We start from the raw sequence: 16,853 nt of genomic DNA on the forward strand, positions 1-16,853 counted from the left end.
TCGACACCGCACATGATCACTCAAGGCCGTCTTGCTGTCCGCGAAACGATCAACCCGCCGCTCAGCACAACAATCTGGACGATAAAGAACAAGCTCAGGTCGTCACCGCCCGGCTGGGGAGCCGATACGGCTCGGGCATCGGCACCTGGTCATCGATATGGGCGGGATGTCGTTCATCGACTCCACAGGCATCCGGATCCTGCCGGCCATGTGAGCGCTCATCGCGACCCGCCACGGGATGATCGCCCTTGCCGGTGCCCGGGCGATGCGGGTTCTGCGGATCACCGGACTGAGCGCCGTGTTCGAGCTGTCTCCCGCCGCGGCCGAGGCCGTGCAGGGCCTGCCGACCGCTTCGCCGCAGCTTGGGGCAGGGTGAGACGGCTGAGCGATCCCGACCGGGCTTGTCGGCGTGGGCGAGGCGGCGCCTGATAGCCCAGCCATCTCCCGGTGATCGACGGTCGGAAGGGAGTGGCGCCAGGAGTCCCGCTACCCTGCGGGCGCCGGACAGATCAACGCCCCACCCTGGTCTCGCTGGGGTGGGGCTGGTTGATCGCGCCGATCGCATGCGTTTCAGGGCGTCGAACGGGTCATCGGCGTACGCCGCGCCTGCCGTACAGGCTCACCGTGACGATGACGCCGACGGCGGCCACGGCGACCTGCAACAGCAGCTCGATCCAGTCGATGCCGCTGGTCTCGGCGGCGCCGAAGGAGCCCGCGATGGCCGTGCCGATGAAGGCGGCCACGATGCCGACCACGACGGTCAGCCAGATCGGGATGTTCTGCTTACCGGGGACGACCAGGCGGCCCAGCGCGCCGATGATGGCGCCGATGACGATGGCGGTGATGATGCCCGTGACGGTCATGCACAACTCCCTGCTCGGTTACCACTTGGGGGATGAAGCCGATCACCGAGTGCCCGACAGAACCCGGCGCACACCTCTGGATCGCGAATTCATGGATGGGTCCTTGCCCCGACCCGGCGTCCGCCGACCCGCGCGCCCTGGTCATGCTCGTCGGGCGTTCCGCCATGGCGACCTTCACGGAACCGGCCATCTGGCGTCCCGCCTACCTGGACAATCCGCCCTATATGACCCAATTGGCGCGAAACGGACCCGGATAGTCTTCCTTACGGCTGAAACGGATACGCGAATGCGAGCCAGGATGGTGATGGTGTTGTCTACCAGTGCTGATCATCCACGCGAGCCACGAGTACGCCGCGGGGTGTCCGCCCAGGTCGAGGGGCTGGTGTCCGCGTTGTTCGGCGTGGCCGTCGCTGTTGTGTTCAGCTGGATCGGTTCGGTGTCGCTGGCGGTGCTCGTGGGCTGGGACAGCGCGTGCGCGTTCTATATGATCTGGATCTGGACCGGGATTCTGCGGCGTGACGCCGCGGAAACCGCGCGGCGGGCGACCACGACGGATCCCGACCGCGCCGTCACCGACATAGTGCTGCTGAGCGCGGCCGTCGCGAGCCTGGTCGCGGTCGGCATCGTCCTCGTGAGCGCCACGCACAGGCAGGGTGCGGCGGAACTGCTCCAGGTCGGACTGGCTCTGACCTCGGTCATCCTGTCCTGGGCGATGGTCCATACGGTATTCACGCTGCGGTATGCACATCTGTACTACGCGGAACCCGCCGGCGGTATCGACTTCAACGAATCGGGTCCGCCCACCTACAGCGACTTCGCCTATCTCGCGTTCACGATCGGCATGACGTTCCAGGTGTCCGATACCGCGCTTCGCTCCGCGCGGATACGTCGTGCCACCTTGCGCCACGCGCTGCTGTCCTATCTGTTCGGTACGGGGATCCTGGCGACCACGGTCAATCTGGTGGCCAGCCTCAGCAGCAGGTAGCACGCCCCGGCGATTGTGGGGGTCGTCCGGTCGGCGCGCACTGGCTCGCGGTACGCCGCAGGGGTTGGTACCCGGCTCTATATAAGGATTGACTTATATAAGCTGTGCCTGGCATAGTCTGCCGCATGCACGCCTTCGACGTTCTCGGTGATCCCGTACGTCGCCGCATCCTGGAGTTGCTGGTTGATGGAGAGCAGACCTCCGGTTCGCTCACCACGGCCATCCAGGCGGAGTTCGGCATCTCCCAGCCCGCCGTATCCCAGCACCTGCGCGTACTGCGCGACTCCGGGTTCGCCAGCGTGCGGGCCGAGGGCGTGCGGCGGATCTACCTCGTCAACCCCGCGCCCCTGCGGGAGGTCGACGTCTGGCTGGAGCAGTTCCGCCACTTCTGGAACCAGCACCTCGACGCCCTGGCGACCGAGCTCGCGAGGGGCAAGCGCGAGCGCCGTAAGACCACGGAAGAGAAGAGAGCGAAATGATCGACATCCTGGCCCAGATCAACGCCACGAACCGCGGCGTCAGGCGAGATGACGAGAGCGTGACCGTCGTCATGGGCCGCACCTACGACGCGGCGGTCGAGGACGTCTGGGACGCTCTCACCGACCCCGACCGCATCAAGCGCTGGCTCATGCCCATCAGCGGCGACCTGCGCGTGGGGGGAACGTTCCAGCTCGAAGGCAACGCCGGCGGCGAGATCCTCGAGTGCGACCCGCCGTACCGCTTCAAGGCCACCTTCGGTGACGCGAGCAGCATCGTGGAGGTACGGCTGCGCGCGAACGGCGACGAGCACACCGACTTCGAGTTCGAGCACACGGTCCCGATCGCGATGGCGGTCAGCGGCGCGGGCGCCTTCTACGTCGGCCCCGGCTGGGACGGTGCTCTGCTGGGCCTGGATCTGTTCCTGCGCGGCGAGATGGCCACCGACCCGGTGGAGGCGGCCAACTCCGAGGAGGCTCAGCGCTTCTCCAAGGAGTCGGTGCTGGCCTGGACGTCGGCGATCGAGGAGTCGGGCACCGCTACCGCCGAGGAGATCGCGGCGGGCAGGCAGGTCGCGCTCGACCAGTTCGCCCCCGGGATCGACTAGTGCTGCACCGGGTCGGGTGGTCACGTCGCAGTTGAGCCGGACACGAATCACTCGCCGACCTCCGGGCGATTCCCGGCGGTGGCGCCCACTCGGGGTGACGCGTCCTTGGATCCGCATGTCAGGCGCTCTCCTGACCTGCCTGCTCGGCCGAGTCCGGAGAGCGCTCAGCGGGTCGTGGCCGGCGAGCGCGTCACCGTCCGTTGTCACCGTCAGTGGCGTCTTCACCGTGAGCGGTGCCTTCACCGTCGGTGGTGTCCTCACCGGCTTCCTCGGCGGCGTCGCCCTCCGAGGGGGACGGCGTGGGCCGGCAGTTGTGCTCGCAGCCACGGAACCGCGCCGAGTCGATCGGCGTGAACGGCGTCGCCGGGACGTTCCGCAGCGCCGCGAGCATCGTGTCCTTCCAGATCGGCCCAGGGAGGCTGCCGCCCAGGACCGCGCCGTAGTACCGGCCGCCGATCGTGACGCCCTTCAGCTTGTGCTCCTGTGAACCTCGCGGGTCGCCGATGCTGACCGCGCCCGCCAGGTCAGGGGTGAACCCGGCGAACCACGCGGCGGCGTAGTCGTCGGTGGTGCCGGTCTTGCCCGCCGCGTCGCGGCCGATGCCGCCAACGGCTCGCATCGTGCCCTGCGTGAACACGCCGGACAGCACCTCGGCCGCCGCGTCGGCGACCTCGGGGTCGAGCGCCTGGCGGCACTTGGGCTGATACGAGGTGGTCCTGCCGTCCCGGTCGGTGATCCGGGTGATCGCCATCGGCGCGCAGTACCTGCCGCGGGCGCCGATCGCGGCGTACGCGTTGGCCACGGTCACCGGATCCATCTCGTTGATGCCGAGCGTGAACGTCTCGTACTCCTGGAGCCTGCCCCCGTCGGAGCGGCGGATGCCCAGCGACTTGGCGGTCTTGACCGTGTCACACAGCCCGGCCCGCTGCTCCAGCATCATGAAGAACGTGTTCACCGAATTCCAGGTACCGGTCCGCAGGGTCTTCCAGCCGGGGCTGCCCTCGTCGTTGGTGACGGTGTGGGTCGGATCGCCGATGTTCTCGCCCTTGCAGTTCTTGAACGCCGCGTAGCCCGAGGCGCGGAAGCCGGCTCCGGCGGTGAAGCCGTCGTCGAGCTTCATGCCCTTCGCCAGGGCGTTGAGCAGGGTGAAGACCTTGAACGTGGAACCGGCCTGGAAGCCGACGGCGCCACCGTGCGCGGCGTCGGCGACGAGGTTGTAGGACATCTCGGTCCTGGCCTTGCTGCGGCCGTACTTCCGGCTGGCGGCCATCGCCTTGATCGCTCCGGTGCCCGGCTGGACCAGGGCCTCGGAGGCGACCGGGTCGTCGGAGGCGCGCACCCACTTCCTGATTCCCTTGTCCGCGGCCGCCTGCATGGCCGGGTCGATCGTCGTCCTGATCGTCAGCCCGCCGCGGTTGAGGAAGGCGAGACGGGCCTTGGTCGTCCTGCCGAAGTCGGGGTTGCTGAGGATCTCGTGACGGATGTATAGGCAGAAGTACGGATACTTGCTGGACTCGCAGCCGCCGGGGAGCTTCGTGCCTTTGTAGCCCAGCCTGGTGGCCTTCGCCTGCGCGGCCTCGGCCGACGTGATCTCGCCGAGCTCGGCCATCCTGCTCAGCACGACGTTGCGCCGCTTCAGCAGCTGCTCGCGCTGCTTCCTGCCCAGGTTGGGGTCGGTGGCGTTGGGGTCCTGCAGAGCGCCCGCCAGCGTCGCCGCCTGCGGCAGTGTGAGCGCTTTCGCCTTGACGCCGAAGAACCGCTTGGCCGCCGCCTCGACTCCGTACGCGCCGGCGCCGAAGTAGGCGATGTTGAGGTACTTCTCCAGGATCTCGTCCTTGGTGTACTTCTCCTCGACCGCGATCGCGTGGCGCAGCTCGTTCAGCTTGCGCGCGTAGCTGGCCGCCAGCGCGCTGTTCTTCTCCTCGTCGGTGTCGGCGGCGTTGAGCAGCACCTGCTTGACGTACTGCTGGGTGATGCTCGACCCGCCCTGACTCACCCCACCGGCCTGGAGGTTTCTGGCGAACGCGCGGGCCGTGCCCTCGAGGTCGATCGCGCCGTGCTCGTAGAACCGGTCGTCCTCGATCGAGACGACCGCGGTCTTCATGGTCTCGGCGACCTCGTCGAGCGGGACGACCTCGCGGTACTCCTCGTAGAACCGGGCGATCTCGTTGCCTTTGCTGTCCTGCACGATCGTGACCTCGGCCAGTGGCGGCTCGGCCAACTCCTCGGCCGTGATGTTCAGCTCGCCGGTGGCCGCCATGAAGCCGACGCCCACGCCCCCGGCCGCGGGCGCCATGATCCCGGCCACGACCACGCCCGCCGCCGCCCCGACGGCGGCCAGGCGCACGATCTTCGACGCGGTCGCCGACCGACTCTCCCCGTGTCTCAGCATGTCGCCTCCTAGGAGAGCTTGCCGAGGGCGAGAGCGAGGGCGAGGACGGCGGCGGGCTTCGGCGGCAGGGTAGCGGCGCCCGCACCGCTCGCCATGGGTGCCTGCGACGCCAGGTGGCGGCGGAAGCGGAGGTGTCGCATGCCTGTCCTTGCTCTCGACTACCGGAGGGGCAGCAGCAAAGCAGAACAGGACTTTTGATGTCTAATAAGATATCAGGCAGAGATCAATATGGTTTTGGATATGAATGCAGCTCCCTGCGGTGCCCGGCTCACTCGGTGGGTAGTTCGCAGGTATGTCCGTCACACTCGCGCTGGCGGGTGACACGATGCTCGGGCGCGGCGTCGCCGCCATGCTGGAGATCACGCACGAGCCCGCCGCGTATCTCTCCGGCGGCGTCCGCGAGCACCTTGCAGAGGCCGATCTGTTCCTGCTCAACCTCGAATGCTGCGTCTCCGCACGGGGTGACAAGTGGGCGTCACGCGGCAAGCCATTCCATTTCCGCGCGCCGCCGCAGGCCGCCGAGCTGCTCGCCGAACTCGGCGTCGGCTGCGTCACACTGGCCAACAACCACGCACTGGACTACGGCTACGACGCGTTGCTGGACACCCGCGATCACCTGGAGCGGGTGGGCATCCAGGTGGTGGGCGCCGGTGCGGACGAGGCCCAGGCGCGGCGACCGGTCATCCTGTCCGCGGGCGGCCTGCGCATCGGGGTGATCGGCGTGACCGACCACCCGCCCGATTTCGCGGCGCGTCCCGACCGGCCCGGTGTGGCCTACGCCGAACTGCCGGACCGGGTGCCGGCCTGGCTTGTCGAGTCCGTGGCCGGCATGCGGGCCGAGGTCGTGCTGGTCACCCCGCACTGGGGTCCCAACATGACGGCCCGCCCGCTGCGCTACGTCCGCTCCGCGGCCGAGACGCTGGTGCTGTCAGGGGCGACGCTCGTTGCGGGGCATTCCGCCCACGTCGCCCACGGTGTGGCGATGCCGGTGCTGTTCGACCTGGGTGACTTCCTCGACGACTACGCGGTGGATCCGGAGCTGCGCAACGATCTGTCGCTGCTGTTCCTGGTGACCTTCGACGGGCCGCGGGTGGCGCGGCTGCGGGCCGTACCGATCAAGCTGGAGTACGGCAGGACCGAGCTCGCGCGCGGGCGGGAACACGCGTGGATCAGCGAGCGGTTCATCGGCGCGTGCGCGGAGCTGGGCACCGAGGCCCGCCTCGACCAGGGCGTGCTGACCGTTCGCGGGCAAGGGATTTCTTGACCATGTTGTGCGTCTCCGCGGGCCCGGCCAGGACCTAGCCTTGAACTGGAAGGACAGGCCCATGATCATCTACATCGTGCTCGGGCTGATCGCCCTCCTCATCATCTGGGCGGTCAGCGGCATCAGAATCATCAACCAGATCGAGCGCGGCGTGGTCTTCCGCTTCGGCCAGGCACAGCAGAAGATCCGCCAGCCAGGGCTCAACTTCATCATTTCGGGCGTGGACCGGATGAGGAAGGTGAACGTGCAGATCGTCACGATGCCGGTGCCCACCCAGGAGGGCATCACCCGTGACAACGTCTCCGTTCAAGTCGACGCCGTCGCCTACTTCCGGGTGCAGGACCCGCTGAGGGCGGCCGTCGAGGTGCAGAACTACCTGTTCGCGGTGGAGCAGGTGGCGCAGACCTCGCTCCGCTCGATCATCGGCAAGAGTGAGCTGGACGACCTGCTGTCCAACCGTGAGGAGCTGAACAGGGGCCTGGCCCTGATGATCGACAGCCCCGCGCTCGGCTGGGGCATCCACATCGACCGCGTGGAGATCAAGGACGTCCAGCTGCCCGAGTCCATGAAGCGTTCCGTGGCCAGGCAGGCCGAGGCGGAAAGGGAACGGCGGGCCCGCGTGATCACCGCGGAAGGCGAGTTCCAGGCCGCGCGGAAGCTCGCCGAGGCATCGGCCATCATGTCCGAGACCCCGGGGGCGCTCCAGCTGCGACTCCTGCAGACCGTGGTGGAGGTCGCGGCGGAGAAGTCCTCCACGCTGGTCATGCCGCTGCCGGTGGAGCTGCTGCGCTTCTTCGACCGTGCCCCGCGTACCGCGGAACACGGCGCCGAGAAGCCGCGGGAGGAATCCGGGGAACGGCGGGAACTGGCCGACTCGGCCATCCCGGAGCTGGCACCGGCCGACGAGGTCGTGCGCGAGTCCTTCGCTCGCCGCGCGGGAGAGGAGGCCGACCGGCGGTAGGCAGCCTGCCCGCTCGCAGTGCCGGACGCAGTCGATGGCAGCGGCGACGGCGGGACGAGCCCGCTCGCCGCCGGATCGTCATGCGCCTCTCGCCGGGAGCGACCGCGCCACTCGAGGCCGGCGTGGAAACGATTTCTTGGTCGCCGGTGTCACCCGAAAGATGTAGTCCGATCTCCTCAAGGCGCAGGAAGCCTCTCATCGCGGCGCTTCGCTAGCGTTGCCGCAGAGCGGGGCGCCGCGTCCCCCCATGATCGAAAGAGGTCCTCATGGCCCCTGCCCGCAAGACGCTCCTCACCGGTCTGGCCACCTTCGTGGCCGGGTTGGCGCTGTGGCTGTTCGGACTCGACGTCGAGATCGTCGTGTTCACGCCGACGAAGGTGGGCATGGTCCTGATGGTCATCGGCGGACTGGAGGTCCTGTACGGGCTCTACAAGACCGTGCGCGGCGACAGCGAGGTGCGACGCTAGAAGCGAGGCGATCGCACCGCAGGAACCGGAGCCTTGGCCCATTCGTCATCACCATGTCGACCACGCCTGTCGAAAGGGGCCTTCATGCGCAGCGCGCTCTTCGGAAACCTGGACACCCAGCAGGTCCCGGCCAACTTCGCCCTGCAGAACTCCAAGATGCTCCGCGTCCAACTGCCCCACGAGGTGCTCGCCAGGCAGGGCTCGATGGTCGCCTTCCAGGGGCAGATGGACTTCGACTACGAGGGAGCGGGCGGGGTCGGAAAGCTGTTCAAGAAGATGGTCACCGGCGAGGGCGCGCCGCTGATGCGCGTCAGGGGGCAGGGGCTGCTGTTCCTGGCCGACAACGCCGACGACATCCACCTGTTCTACCTCGAGAACGAGGCACTCACCGTCAACGGCCGCAATCTTCTGGCCTTCGACGCCCCGCTCACCTGGGACATCAAACGCGTGCAGGGTGCGGGCGTCGCCGCCGGCGGCCTGTTCAACATGACGATCAAGGGCACCGGTTGGGTCGCGGTCACCGCCCACGGCGCACCCGTGCTCCTCGACACCTCGCGGATGCCGACCTTCGCCGACGGCCAGTCCGCCGTGTGCTGGAGCGCCGACCTGGACGTGGGGGTCAACCGCACGATGAAGGTCGGCGCGCTGATCGGACGTGGCAGCGGTGAGGCCATGCAGCTGGCTTTCAGGGGGCAGGGATTCGTTCTGGTGCAGGCGAGCGAGGGTCCGCCGGTGGTCCAGGCGCAGTAGCACTCGCACGTGAAGGCGGAGACGCCGACGACGACGCTACTGTGCCCTCATGCTGAAAGGTCGCGGCCCCGAGCGGGATCGGCTGGAGCGGATGCTCGCGGACGCCAGGGGCGGGCGGAGCGGGGCGCTGGTGGTGCGGGGCGACGCGGGGATCGGCAAGTCCGCGCTGCTCGACGATCTCGCGTCGGCTGCCCACGGGATGCGGGTGCTGCGGGGAGTCGGCATCGAGTCCGAGGCCGAGCTTCCGTTCAGCGGCCTGCACCTGCTGCTGCATCCGTTCGCCGACCGGCTGGAGGTGTTGCCTGGTCAGCAGGCGGAGGCCATGCGGTCGGCGTTCGGGCTGGCGCAGGTGCCGGTGCGCGACCCGTTCCTCATCGGCGCCGCGACGCTCACCCTGCTGTCGGACCTGGCGGCGCAGCGACCGCTGGTGTGCCTGCTCGACGACGCCCAGTGGCTGGACCGGGCCTCCTCGGACGCGCTGTTCTTCGCGGCACGGCGGCTTCACGACGATCCGATCGCGATGGTTTTCGCGGTTCGCGACACCGTGCAGCCCTTCCCCACCCCCGGGATCGACATCATGCGACTGGACGGACTGGACCGCGCCTCCGCCATGGACCTGCTGGCGGAATGCGCGCCCGAGCTGACAGTCCCGGTCCGCGACAGGCTCATGGACGAGGCGGGCGGCAACCCGCTGGCCCTGATCGAGCTGGCGCACGCGCTGAAGGACGGCCTCGTCGAGCAGGCAGGCCCGCTGCGGGTCACCGGCCGCATCATGGACGCCTTCCGGCTCCAGCTGGGGGAACTGCCCGCGGCCACCCGGCTGCTCCTCCTCCTGGCGGCGGCCGACGGCACCGCCGAACTCGGTGTGGTCCTGCGGGCGGGCGAGACTCTCGGGGCGTCCCCTGCCGATCTCGGCCCGGCAGAGGAGGCGCGGCTCGTCGTCACGTCAGGGGACGAGATCCGGTTCCGTCATCCGCTCATCCGGGCGGTGGCCTACCAGAGCGCCCCCCACCACCAGCGCATCGCCGCGCACAGAGCGCTGGCCGAGGCACTGTCGGCCACAGCGGACGCCGACCGCAGGACCTGGCACCGCGCAGCCGCCGCCACCGGCCCCGATGAGGAGGTCGCGGGCGAGCTGGAACGCACCGCCGAACGCGCCAGGCACCGTGGCGGGACGGTGGCCGTCGCCTCGGCGTACGAACGTGCCGCCCGGCTCAGCGCCGACCGGGAAGGCAAGGCCCAGCGCATCGTCCGCGCGGCGCGGTCGGCCTACGACGCGGGCCGCCCGGACTGGGCGACCCGGCTCGCGACCGAGGCCGCGGCCCTCACCGCTGAGCCCGGCGTCGTCGCCGAGGCGGCCTACGTACGCGCGCAGGTCGAGTACGAACGTACCTCTCCCGCCGCCGACGCGGCTCTGGCGCTGGAGGGCGCCGTGCTGATCACCCGGAGCGATCCGGAGCGGGCCGTGTCCATGCTGACCGAGGCGGTGTGGGCGGCCCGTGACGCCTGCGCGCACGATCTCCTCCGGCGTAGCGTCACCCAGCTGGAGACCGTCCGGCTGCCCGAGGGCTCAGCGCTCACGCCGGTCGCCGCCGCACTGATCGGCTACGGGAGGCTCAGTGAGGGGGAACCCGGCCCGGCCGTCGCGCCGATGCGCGCGCTGGTGGAGGCCGTCCAGGCCGGAACCGTCCAGGACTTCGTGGAGCGGGTGATCGCCGGGTTCATGGGCCTGCTGATCGCCGACGACGAGGCGGCGACGGAGGTGCTGGAGTCGCTGGCCGCCGACGTCAGGGCGGCGGGGTCGCTCGGCTGGCTTCCCTACGTGCTGGAGCCCCTGGCGATCGGACGGCTGCTGCGTGGTGACTTCCGTGGCGCCAGTGCCGACGTCGCCGAGGGCACCTCGCTGGCGTCGGACATCGGCATGGACATGCAGGTGACCGTACTGAAGGCCATCTCGGTGTGGCTCGCCGCGGTGACCGGTGACGCCGCCCAGTGCCGTGCGCTGGCCGGCGAGGTACTGGATCACGCTGCATTACACCCCACCAACGCGGCCCTCGCCTCGTGGGGTGTGGGCCTGCTCGACCTCGCCGACGGGCGCTGCGAGCAGGCGCTCGAACGGCTCGACGCGGTGTGCGCGGGACCCGCCCGGCACGATCTGCTCATCCGGGCCGTCCCGGATCACGTGGAAGCCGCGGTGCGATCCGGACGCGCCGACCTCGCCCGGCGGTACCTGCCGACCTTGGCGGCCTGGGCCGAGCACAACGTCCTCGGCAGCGCGCTCGAGCTGCGTTGTCAGGCCATGCTCGGCGACGGAGACCAGGCCGAGGAGCACTATCGGGCCGCGCTGGACCTCATCCCCGGCCGGCCCTATGAGCTCGCGCGGACCAGGCTCGCCTACGGCGAATGGCTGCGCCGACAGCGCCGCCGCTCCGAGGCCCGCGCCATCCTGGTCCAGGCGGAGGACGCCTTCGCCCGCCTCGGCGCGGCGCGATGGGCCGAGCGCGCCCGCGCCGAGCTGACCGTACTCGGCGACCGGCCGGTGGCCCGCGCCCAGGCCGATGACCCACTCCATCGGCTGACCCCGCAGGAACTCCAGGTCGTACGGCTGGCCGCGGCCGGATACAGCAACCGGGAGATCGCGGCGCGGCTGTACCTCAGCCCCCGGACCGTGGGCCACCACCTCTACCGGGCCTACCCGAAGATCGGCGTGACCCGCCGGATGGAGCTCACGCAGCTCGACCTGTGAGCCCGTATCAGTCGACGTACTTACCCGCGGCCCGTTGCAGGACAGGACCCGGACCGTGATCGGGTACGGCGTCGCCTTCGCCGGCCGTCCTGATCAGCGGGTCTCCCCGTACGGTCAACCGCCCGATGCCCGCCCTGCCGTTCCGCTCCTAGATTCGAGCCACCGAACCGACGGACGGAGACAGGAATGCTTCTGGAGAACAAGACCGCGGTGATCTACGGTGGCGGCGGGACCATCGGCGGGGCGATGGCGCGGGCCTTCGCCGCCGAGGGAGCGAGAGTCTTCCTCGCCGGCCGTACCCCCGGCAAGCTCGACGCAGTGGCCGAGGAGATCCGCCGCGACGGCGGCCTGGCCGAGACGGCGATCGTGGACGCCCTGGACGAGGCCGCCGTCAACGGCTGGGTCGACTCCATCGCGGCACAGGCCGGCAGCGTCGACGTCTCGGTGAACCTCATCTCTCAGGACGCCCTGTTCATCCCGCTGCTCGACATGCCCGTCGCCGACTTCGGGCGGGCGATGGAGAAGGTCGCGCGCTCGTTCCTGCTGACCACCAAGGCCGCCGCTAGGCACATGGTCAAGCAGGGCTCGGGCGTCATCCTGCACTTCGGCGGCTCCGACCCCACCAACTCCTCGCCCGGCCTGGGCACCGTGCAGGTCGGCTGCGACCTGGTCGAGGCCCTGCGCCGCCAGTGGGCCTGCGAACTCGGCCCGCACTCCGTCCGCGTCCTCTCGATGCGGACCGGCGGGATCCCCGAGGGCATGCCCGACCTTCCCGAGATCGCGCCGTACAAGCAGAAGATGATCGACGCCACCCTCCTCAAGAGGGCCGCGACGCTGGACGACGTCGGCAGGGTCGCCGCGTTCCTGGCCTCCGAGCACGCCAGATCCCTGACCTCCACGCAGGTGAACATGTCCTGCGGCGCCTTCGTCGACTGAGCACCGTCGAGGACCCCGGACTGGAACTCTCCGATCACCGGTCAGGGAGCGGCGGCACGCCGCCTCTCCCTGACCGGTGATCGGCTCGTCGCGTCGCCATGAAGGGACATCGGGTGACATCATCGGCGGGACGTGGAGCGCAGGCCGGAGCCGTCCTTCCTCGCGCGAGACGTGGGTGGCCGGCGGGAGGGTCTCGCTGGGCATCGTGACGTGTTCCGAGCCGAAGGAGCGAGCATCAAATGATCTTCATCACCGCGAAGTTCCGCGTTCTGCCGGAGCACGCCGACCGGTTCCCGGCGATCACCGATGAGTTCACCAGGGCGACTCGCGGCGAGCCAGGATGCCTGTGGTTCGACTGGTCGCGCAGCATCGAGGAGCCCGATGAGTACGTCCTGGTCGAGGCCTTCCGCGACGACGAGGCGGGGGCCGCTCACGTCCGGTCCGAGCACTTCAGGAAGGCCCAGCAGACGCTTCCTCCGTATCTGGCCGAGACGCCGCGGATCATGAACGCGAACGTTCCGCAGCAGGACTGGTCGCTCCTCGGTGAGATGGCGGTGCCCGAGGACCGCCCGTAGGCCGCCAGTGACGCCGAGCGATGCCGGGGGAGGGGAGGGCGGGGTCCTTCTGCCGCACCGCCGCTCATGCCGGGACACCACCGACGGCACGGACCGGTTCGTGGTGGGCGGTTTGGAGGAGCGGCCATACCCCCGGAGATCCGGGCAGACGACGAAGTGGTCAGAAGCGAGCAGCGGCGCCACCCGATGTCACGTGGCGTGCGTGCGGGGGTGGCCGTGCAGGAGCAGCACGGGAGTTCCCGAGCCGCCGTGCCGGACGAACAGCTCCGCCTCGCCGACCTCGATCGTGTCCGTCGTGAAGTCATCGAACATGTGGTCGCATCTGCCCCGTGATCGCCGCTCAAACAGGCGCCCCTCGGCGGGCGGAGGCAGGTCGGGGTGTGAGGCGGCCGATCAGGACAGATGCGGAGCCTGCCGCGAGAGCCTCGACGCCGCGAGAGCCGCTTGCGCCTCCGTCACCGTCGCGTAGATGGCGAAGATGTGGTGCACGCCCGTCCTGTGCAGGAGCCGCTCGCAGATCCCGTGCACGCCACTGAGCGCCAACTTGCCACCGGAGCGCTGCATCCGTCTCCAGGTCACCAGCAGCTCTCCGAGCCCGGAGGAGTCGCAGAACTGAAGGTCGGACAAGTCAATGATCACCGGTGGTGGATGAGGTTCGGCGTACACCGGCCGGAGTTCGTCGGCCAGCAGCCCAGTGGTGGCCGCGTCCAGGTCTCCGTGGAGCGTCACCACCGTTCCCGTCGGCGACGGCTGCACGCCTACGCGTAGCGCGGAGATCCTCCGCGACGACCTGGCGGTATCCATGTGGCCACCTCCTGGTGGTCCCCTTCCCGCCACCGCGGAGAAATGCCAGATCAGGCGGATATTGGCTAACTGGTGAGCCTTTGGTGGCCTGGCCGACAGGAGTGCGCCGGCTCCGGCGTGCTACAGCCGTTCACTCGGCCTGATCCCAGATGCTCGGCGTATCCGGCCCCCGGCGCGTGGTCGCGGCATGATCCGCGGGCCATTCGAGCGCCGAGCGCGCGTTCTCCAGGTCGTCGGTGGCGATCACGATCTTCACGCCGCCGAAGACGGTGTAGGCGAGGTCGATGTTGACGTTCGCGTCGGCGAGCTGTCTGGCCAGCTCGCCGAGTGTCCCTGGCCGGTCGGCGATGTCCACCACCAGGACCGGGCGCTCGTCCGCGATCCCCATGCCCGCGCTTTCGAGGGCCTCTCGGCATCTGTCCGCGGCCTCGTCGTCGACGAGCACGTGGACGACGCCCTTGCCTTCACCCGTGAAGGCCGCAAGACCCTGGATGTTCACGCCGGACTCGCCGGTGACCTCCCCTAGGCGGGCCAGCTCACCCGGCTGATCATTGAGAATGACGGCTATATCCGTGGGCATGGCATCTCAATCTTCTCACCGGGGACGGCATGCGACAATTCACTGCTTGAAGAACGCGGCCAGCACGGGGTGATGGGGGTTCACGGTGTGGGGCTGCCGCTGCCTCCGGCGTCGGCCATCGCGCCCGCGTACGGCCTGCTCGGCGCCCCCCTCATCTCGGGCTCCTGGCGCTCCAGAGTGGGCGGATTCCGCGCGAGGCCCATGCGTGGGCGGCGGGGGCCGAACTCGCCGTGCTAGCCCGGCTGCCGGACGCGTTCCTAAACGAAGGATTTGATGTCACTCGCAGCGGCTTGTCGTCGAGATGTGTCGAACCGCAGGCCTTCTGTGTGAGGGAGAACCTGCTTGAGGAACGCTCATCCCATGGATTCGCTTCGCCACCGATTCGGCAATCCATGGGGGCCGGTCAATGCGCTATTTCATGCTCTTGAGCGCCTCTGCGCCTGGCAATGGTACCGCCCGCTGGCAAGCCGTTGACCTGTAGGGATATGGCGTGGGATTCTCAACGCCCGCACCACAAAGAGAACGCGCCCGGGGGGTGGGAAAACCGCATGTCGATTCTCTGCGAGACCCATAGGTGTGACCGCTCGAACGATTTAGGTGCCACTCCCAGGGCATATGACAGTCACTACGCGACCGCGTAGCGGCTCATTTCCTCCAAGGAGGATTGTCATGATCATCCTGGGTGTGATCCTGGTGGTGCTTGGGTGGCTCCTCAACATCTCGATCCTCTACACGATCGGCGCCATTCTCCTCGTCGTCGGCCTCGTGCTGCTCCTGCTCGGCTCCATCGGCCGTCCGGTCGGTGGCCGACGGTACTGGTTCTGACGCCCGGCGCGGGCGCTGATCCTCCGAACTGAACACAGTACGCTGCGGGACCAGCGCCCGCCCTCCTGACCCGCGACGACAGGTGCGCGTCGCCGGCGTCGGGTCGGCCGGCTTCCTGGGTGTCGACCACGAGACCTCGCCTCTTCGTCGCCGCGGACGGCGGCCTTCTCAACGTTGGGTTGCCCGTTGTGGTCGCGGCGCACCGGCCGGGTCGGACGGCTGTGCGGGGCGCCGCGCCGAGGGGGTGGGCCTGATGCCGATGGTCATCGCCGCGGCGATCGCGGCCACCACGATGGGGAGCAGGTACGCCGATGTGACGGCCCGGTCGAGGTCGCCGTGGGCGGCGAGGCCCGCCTGGAGTACCGCGCCCACCGCCGCGCTGCCCATCAGGGCGCCCATGCGGGTCACGGTGGAGAAGACGCCGGACGCGGTCCCGGCCATCGCCGTGGCCACGCCGTACATGGCGATCGAGCCGGGCGGCGCGTACACCACTCCCATGCCCGCGCCGAACACGAGCAGGCCGGGAAGCAGGTCGCCCCAGGTCGCCTCGGCGCCGACGGTCACGGCCACGTGCGCGAGCCCGGCGAGCAACAGCAGCAGCCCGGCGAGCAGGACGTACGTGCCGCCGTAGCGGTCGGTGAGCCAGCCGGACAGGGCCGCGAACGGCACCGAGACCGCCGGGGCCACCGCCACGACCAGCCCCGCCGCCGCGGCGGACAGGCCGAGCGCCTCCTGCAGGTAGTAGACGGTCAGGAACAGCATCGATCCCACGCTGCACGGCAGCGCCAGGTTGATGGCGCTCATCAGGCTGAAGTTGCGGTCCCTCAGCAGCGCGAAGGGCAACAGCGGCTCGCGGTGCTGCCGTGCCCGCTCCACGAGCCAGAAGACGCCCACGAGCACCAGCGCCAGACCCGCGGCCCCCGCGCGGCTCTCGAGCAGCGCGAACGCGATGAGGAACAGCGCCAGGGCGAGCAGCGCGGAACCGAGCAGGTCGAAGCGGCGCCTGGTCCCGGCGCGTGGGTTCGGGCACACCAGCGCGACGGCGACGAGTCCTGCGACGCCGAGCGGCACGTTGACATGGAAGATCCACCGCCAGCCGAAGGAGGTGATGAGGAGACCGCCGAAAGCCGGGCCCAGCGCGACGGCGGCTCCGGCCACCACCCCCCAGATCCCGAAGGCCCGCCCCCGGCGTTCCGGCGGGAAGATGTGCGTGACCATGGAGGCCGTCTGCGGCAGCAGGAGGGCGGCGCCCACCCCTTGGACGGCTCTGGCCGCGATCAGTGTTCCCACGCCGTCCGCCACGCCCGCGGCCGCCGAGGCGAGAACGAAGACGGCGAGCCCGGCGAGGAAGAGCGTACGCGGGCCGTACACATCGGCCAGCCGTCCAGCGCTGACCATGAGCGCCACGATGGCCAGCACATAGGCGTTGACCACCCACAGAACGTCGTCGACGCCCGCGCCGAGGTCGCGCATGATCGACGGGATCGCCACGTTGACAGCGGTGGTGTCGAGCGCGCAGATCGCGCCGGCCAGCAGGAGTGTCCACAGGATAAGCCACGGATGCCGGTATGGATTCATGCCAGCAGCTTGGCGGGGGAGTGGTCCACCCATAAGCTCCACT

18 protein-coding genes and 1 pseudogene are annotated in these 16,853 nt (G+C 69.3%); 12 read left to right on the forward strand and 7 right to left on the reverse strand.

Annotated elements, in window-relative coordinates:
- The first annotated feature begins 124 nt into the window (after positions 1 to 124).
- Positions 125 to 214 carry an STAS domain-containing protein gene (locus tag AB0B45_RS19465; RefSeq protein WP_358132715.1) on the forward strand — a complete coding sequence of 30 codons (90 nt, stop codon included), beginning with the start codon at positions 125 to 127 and terminating at the stop codon, positions 212 to 214.
- 373 nt (positions 215 to 587) lie between these two features.
- Here AB0B45_RS19465 and AB0B45_RS19470 read toward each other — a convergent pair whose 3' ends face one another.
- Positions 588 to 863 (reverse strand): GlsB/YeaQ/YmgE family stress response membrane protein, encoded by a 276-nt coding sequence (locus tag AB0B45_RS19470; protein WP_358132233.1) that lies wholly within the window; start codon positions 861 to 863, stop codon positions 588 to 590.
- A 358-nt stretch (positions 864 to 1,221) separates the two neighbouring features.
- On the opposite strand from AB0B45_RS19470, the gene AB0B45_RS19475 reads away from it, so the two are divergent.
- The 3 genes from AB0B45_RS19475 (at position 1,222) to AB0B45_RS19485 (ending at position 2,932) form a co-directional block, all read left to right on the forward strand.
- Positions 1,222 to 1,848: a DUF1345 domain-containing protein gene (locus AB0B45_RS19475; RefSeq protein ID WP_358132235.1), complete on the forward strand. Its 627-nt coding sequence runs from the start codon at positions 1,222 to 1,224 to the stop codon at positions 1,846 to 1,848.
- A gap of 125 nt (positions 1,849 to 1,973) precedes the next feature.
- Positions 1,974 to 2,327 carry a metalloregulator ArsR/SmtB family transcription factor gene (locus AB0B45_RS19480; RefSeq protein ID WP_358132236.1) on the forward strand — a complete coding sequence of 118 codons (354 nt, stop codon included), beginning with the start codon at positions 1,974 to 1,976 and terminating at the stop codon, positions 2,325 to 2,327.
- The gene (locus AB0B45_RS19485; protein ID WP_358132238.1) at positions 2,324 to 2,932 is read left to right on the forward strand and encodes an SRPBCC family protein; all 609 of its coding nucleotides are present in this window, start codon (positions 2,324 to 2,326) and stop codon (positions 2,930 to 2,932) included. Before AB0B45_RS19480 ends, AB0B45_RS19485 begins: the two co-directional genes overlap by 4 nt.
- Before the next feature lie 190 nt (positions 2,933 to 3,122).
- Here AB0B45_RS19485 and AB0B45_RS19490 read toward each other — a convergent pair whose 3' ends face one another.
- Positions 3,123 to 5,324 carry a transglycosylase domain-containing protein gene (locus AB0B45_RS19490; RefSeq protein ID WP_358132240.1) on the reverse strand — a complete coding sequence of 734 codons (2,202 nt, stop codon included), beginning with the start codon at positions 5,322 to 5,324 and terminating at the stop codon, positions 3,123 to 3,125.
- An 8-nt stretch (positions 5,325 to 5,332) separates the two neighbouring features.
- Complete coding sequence (locus tag AB0B45_RS19495) at positions 5,333 to 5,464, reverse strand: hypothetical protein (protein ID WP_358132242.1); 132 nt, start codon at positions 5,462 to 5,464, stop codon at positions 5,333 to 5,335.
- 152 nt (positions 5,465 to 5,616) lie between these two features.
- Here AB0B45_RS19495 and AB0B45_RS19500 point away from each other — a divergent pair, with 152 nt between their 5' ends.
- The 7 genes from AB0B45_RS19500 (at position 5,617) to AB0B45_RS19530 (ending at position 13,023) form a co-directional block, all read left to right on the forward strand.
- Positions 5,617 to 6,588 (forward strand): CapA family protein, encoded by a 972-nt coding sequence (locus AB0B45_RS19500; RefSeq protein ID WP_358132244.1) that lies wholly within the window; start codon positions 5,617 to 5,619, stop codon positions 6,586 to 6,588.
- Positions 6,589 to 6,649: 61 nt separating this feature from the next.
- A complete protein-coding gene (locus AB0B45_RS19505) occupies positions 6,650 to 7,549 on the forward strand; it encodes an SPFH domain-containing protein (protein WP_358132245.1) in 900 nt (299 codons plus the stop codon).
- Positions 7,550 to 7,815: 266 nt separating this feature from the next.
- A complete protein-coding gene (locus tag AB0B45_RS19510) occupies positions 7,816 to 8,016 on the forward strand; it encodes a DUF5708 family protein (protein WP_358132247.1) in 201 nt (66 codons plus the stop codon).
- Positions 8,017 to 8,100: 84 nt separating this feature from the next.
- Positions 8,101 to 8,766 (forward strand): AIM24 family protein, encoded by a 666-nt coding sequence (locus AB0B45_RS19515; RefSeq protein ID WP_358132249.1) that lies wholly within the window; start codon positions 8,101 to 8,103, stop codon positions 8,764 to 8,766.
- 49 nt (positions 8,767 to 8,815) lie between these two features.
- Positions 8,816 to 11,512, forward strand: a complete 2,697-nt coding sequence (locus AB0B45_RS19520; protein ID WP_358132250.1) for an AAA family ATPase — start codon at positions 8,816 to 8,818, stop codon at positions 11,510 to 11,512.
- 186 nt (positions 11,513 to 11,698) lie between these two features.
- Positions 11,699 to 12,448: an SDR family oxidoreductase gene (locus AB0B45_RS19525; RefSeq protein ID WP_358132252.1), complete on the forward strand. Its 750-nt coding sequence runs from the start codon at positions 11,699 to 11,701 to the stop codon at positions 12,446 to 12,448.
- 239 nt (positions 12,449 to 12,687) lie between these two features.
- Positions 12,688 to 13,023: a putative quinol monooxygenase gene (locus tag AB0B45_RS19530; RefSeq protein WP_358132254.1), complete on the forward strand. Its 336-nt coding sequence runs from the start codon at positions 12,688 to 12,690 to the stop codon at positions 13,021 to 13,023.
- 99 nt (positions 13,024 to 13,122) lie between these two features.
- Here AB0B45_RS19530 and AB0B45_RS19535 read toward each other — a convergent pair.
- The 3 genes and pseudogenes from AB0B45_RS19535 to AB0B45_RS19545 form a co-directional block, all read right to left on the reverse strand.
- Positions 13,123 to 13,335, reverse strand: a pseudogene (locus AB0B45_RS19535) (alpha/beta fold hydrolase); the annotation flags it as partial.
- Between the two features lie 81 nt (positions 13,336 to 13,416).
- Entirely contained in the window at positions 13,417 to 13,827 is a 411-nt protein-coding gene (locus tag AB0B45_RS19540) for an STAS domain-containing protein (protein ID WP_358132256.1), read from the reverse strand.
- A 130-nt stretch (positions 13,828 to 13,957) separates the two neighbouring features.
- Positions 13,958 to 14,407, reverse strand: coding sequence for a hypothetical protein (locus tag AB0B45_RS19545; protein ID WP_358132257.1), 450 nt, complete (start codon positions 14,405 to 14,407; stop codon positions 13,958 to 13,960).
- Positions 14,408 to 15,076: 669 nt separating this feature from the next.
- Between AB0B45_RS19545 and AB0B45_RS19550 the strand changes: the two genes are divergently transcribed.
- Positions 15,077 to 15,232: a DUF6131 family protein gene (locus AB0B45_RS19550; protein WP_358132259.1), complete on the forward strand. Its 156-nt coding sequence runs from the start codon at positions 15,077 to 15,079 to the stop codon at positions 15,230 to 15,232.
- A gap of 168 nt (positions 15,233 to 15,400) precedes the next feature.
- On the opposite strand, the gene AB0B45_RS19555 is transcribed toward AB0B45_RS19550, so the two are convergent.
- Entirely contained in the window at positions 15,401 to 16,810 is a 1,410-nt protein-coding gene (locus AB0B45_RS19555; RefSeq protein ID WP_358132260.1) for an MFS transporter, read from the reverse strand.
- Between the last annotated feature and the right edge of the window lie 43 nt (positions 16,811 to 16,853).

Source organism: Nonomuraea sp. NPDC049152 (genome assembly GCF_040648355.1).
GTDB lineage: Bacteria > Actinomycetota > Actinomycetes > Streptosporangiales > Streptosporangiaceae > Nonomuraea.